This is a genomic window from Streptococcus sp. 3613, from assembly GCF_013277375.1.
Classification (GTDB): Bacteria; Bacillota; Bacilli; order Lactobacillales; family Streptococcaceae; genus Streptococcus; species Streptococcus pseudopneumoniae.
This window is the reverse complement of the sequence record NZ_VMMV01000099.1, coordinates 1-3,061: the sequence shown is the minus strand read 5'-3', so window position 1 is coordinate 3,061 and position 3,061 is coordinate 1. Positions and strand designations below refer to the sequence as shown.

The following is a 3,061-nucleotide window of genomic DNA, read 5'->3' as shown; positions in this document are numbered from 1 at the left end:
TCAAGAAAAATCACCAAATTCCTCGTATTATCAACCAAAAAATTGCGCAAAAGTTGATTGAAAAGACTTCTATGACCGATATTGCTCATCAGCTGGCCATTTCAACTTCAACTGTCATTCGAAAGCTCAATGACTTCCACTTTGAGTGTAATTTTAAACATCTGCCTGAGATTATGTCTTGGGACGTTGAAACAGTCCAGGGAGTGACTGTTTCAATCGGGAGATGGAGATGAGTTTCATTGCGCAAGATTTTGATAAGCTCAATATCATCACTGTTCTTGAAGGTAGAACATAAGCCGTCATTCGAGATCACTTTCTTAAATATGATAGGGTCGTCCGATGTCGAGTGAAAATTATTACTATGGATATGTTTAGTCCTTATTATGACTTAGCTAGGCAACTTTTTCCAAACGCTAAAATCGTTCTGGATCGCTTTCACATTGTGCAACATCTTAGCCGTGCTATGAGTCGTGTCCGTGTCCAAATTATGAATCAGTTTGAACGAAAATCCCATGAATACAAGGCTATTAAACGCTACTGGAAACTCATTCAACAGGATAGTCGTAAACTCAGCGATAAACGTTTTTATCGCCCTACTTTTCGTATGCACTTAACCAATAAAGAGATTCTTGACAAGCTTTTGAGCTATTCAGAAGACTTGAAACACCACTACAATCTCTATCAGCTCTTACTTTTTCACTTCCAGAACAAGGAGCCTGACAAATTTTTCGGACTTATTGAGGACAATCTAAAGCAGGTTCATCCTCTTTTTCAGACTGTCTTTAAAACCTTTCTAAAGGATAAAGAAAAGATTGTCAATGCCCTTCAACTACACTATTCTAACGCCAAATTAGAAGCAACCAATAATCTCATTAAGCTTATCAAACGAAATGCCTTTGGATTTCGGAACTTTGAAAACTTCAAAAAACGGATTTTTATCGCTCTGAACATCAAAAAAGAAAGGACGAAATTTGTCCTTTCTCGAGCTTAGCTGACTTCAACCCACTACAGTTGACAAAGAGCCGTTTTAAATTATCTTGGATTATTTAACCCACTCACCGTTGTGGTTTACTTTATAACCATCTACAGTTGTATTAACTGCAAGAGCTCCTGACGCGTATGAGTAGTACCATTTACCACCAACTTGATACCAACCAGTTGCCATTGAACCTGATGATTTCAAGTAGTACCAAGTACCGTTATCTTTAACCCAACCAGTTGCCATTGAACCGTTGTCGTTTAGGTAGTACCAAGTACCATTGTCTTTAACCCAACCAGTTGCCATCCAACCAGCTTGGTCAAAATAGTACCAAGTTCCGTTGATTTTTTCCCAACCATTAGTTGTGTAAGAACCATCAGCGTGTTTGTACCACCAGCGAGAACCTGATTGAACCCATGCTGCTTGAGCAGCTGGTTTTTCAGCAGAAGCTACTAGTTGAGGAATTTCCAAAAGGGTTGCTTTACCATTTTGTACTCGAACTGTTAATTTATATGTTCCACGTTTAGTTTTAACTTCAACAGTACTTTTAGCTGATTTTTCATACTTAATCTCAACTGCTTTACCATCAAGTTTCAGTTCATTACCTTCTTTATCATAAACCTTAACATATCTATCGGTAACAACTCTTTGTTTATTAGATTGTTGAGATTGTTGAGATGCAAGGTGAGACTTAATATCATCAATAGTCAAATCACCATTTTCAGTAGTATTAACTTTACCACTTGCTTCTTCTCCACGTTTAGCTGCTGCTTCTGCTGCTTCTGCTGCTTCTTTAAAGAGTTTAGAAACTTCTGCACTTGGTTCTGTTCTCTCATCAGCTGCAGGTTTAGCATTTGGCAATGTTTGAACATTAGCCTCACTAAAAGTTGCTGTATCAGCTGAAACAGCTTGTACAGCACCAAATGCTGCAAGAGCGACTGCGCTTGTCAATAAAACTTTTTTCATCGTTTTATCTCCTTTGTTTTTCTTTAAAATATTTTTTCGTAAGACTACCTTACTACCATAGATTATATAAATATTTGCAGGATTTGTCAAGAGTTTTCTTCGAGTTTTTAAACTTTTTACCTATTTTTTCAAAAAAGCCAAATTTCAAGTTCAAGTTAGCCATGAAGAAGTCTTCTCTGGGTGATTTGTAGTTCAAGCATTTTTTAGGATAGTTATTAATCCAATTTTAGATGAATGCGACTTCTTTGGGAGTCGTTTTCTTAGTTCCCTTAGGTAACCATCTCCGAATGAGCCTGTTGTGATTCTCATTAGTTCCCCTTTCCCAAGAGGCATAGGGGTGCGCATAATAGATATGTTCCTCAGAAAATACATCAGACAAGCGGTTAAATTCTGTACCATTATCTGCCGTGATGGACAGAATCTTGTCTTGTTTTAAGATGAGTTTTAAAGCCTGATTGACCGATTCAGCGCTTTTATTATGCCATATGGCATTGTCCATAACGAGTAAAAGATAATCATCTGAATAAGCTTGTGAAAGCTCTTCTAAAAAGGCGTTCATCCACTCAGTATGACATCCACCAGCGATTAAGAAAAATGATTCGCCTGTATGGGCATCAACAGCTCCATAACAATAGCAAAATTCTCGTATATAATGACTATGGACATGTGGACCTACTCCTATTGGAGCCCAACAAGATCCCAGTTTACTGATTCTATCGAAACCAGCCTCATCTTGGTACATCAAGCAAACCTTACGAAAAGGTCTACTGGTTTTAAAGCGCTTTCTTTTCTTCTTGAATTGAGATTTTATTTTTAGACGCGACAATGGTTTGAGAGTCTACTTTCTTGGGATGTGCTGGACGTGGCCTAATATTTCGCCAACCATGGTGCTTCAAGAGTTGATAGAAGGTATCACGTGTGTAGGAAGAACCTAACTCCTTTTTATAAGCCTGAAATAAGGCATCAATTGTAACAAATTCTCCTGCCTCTGCAGCCTTCAAATGACGGGCAAGAAAGGCTTTCTCTTCCTCAATTGTCATATGTGCATGGTTACGACCACCACGTATTTCTTGAATTAGAGAATCTCGTCCTAACTCCTCATATTTTTTTACAGTT

At 38.0% G+C, this 3,061-nt stretch carries 4 pseudogenes; 1 reads left to right on the top strand and 3 read right to left on the bottom strand.

Annotation, left to right across the window (positions count from 1 at the left end):
• Window positions 1-991, top strand: a pseudogene (locus HT708_RS10560) (ISL3 family transposase); the annotation flags it as partial.
• Window positions 992-1,042: 51 nt separating this feature from the next.
• On the opposite strand, the pseudogene HT708_RS12390 reads toward HT708_RS10560, so the two are convergent.
• The 3 pseudogenes from HT708_RS12390 to HT708_RS10545 all read right to left on the bottom strand — a co-directional run.
• A pseudogene (locus HT708_RS12390) lies at window positions 1,043-1,336 on the bottom strand (N-acetylmuramoyl-L-alanine amidase family protein); the annotation flags it as partial.
• A 661-nt stretch (window positions 1,337-1,997) separates the two neighbouring features.
• Window positions 1,998-2,423: pseudogene (locus tag HT708_RS10550) on the bottom strand (IS30 family transposase); the annotation flags it as partial.
• Window positions 2,424-3,061, bottom strand: a pseudogene (locus HT708_RS10545) (IS630 family transposase); the annotation flags it as partial. It abuts the pseudogene before it with no gap.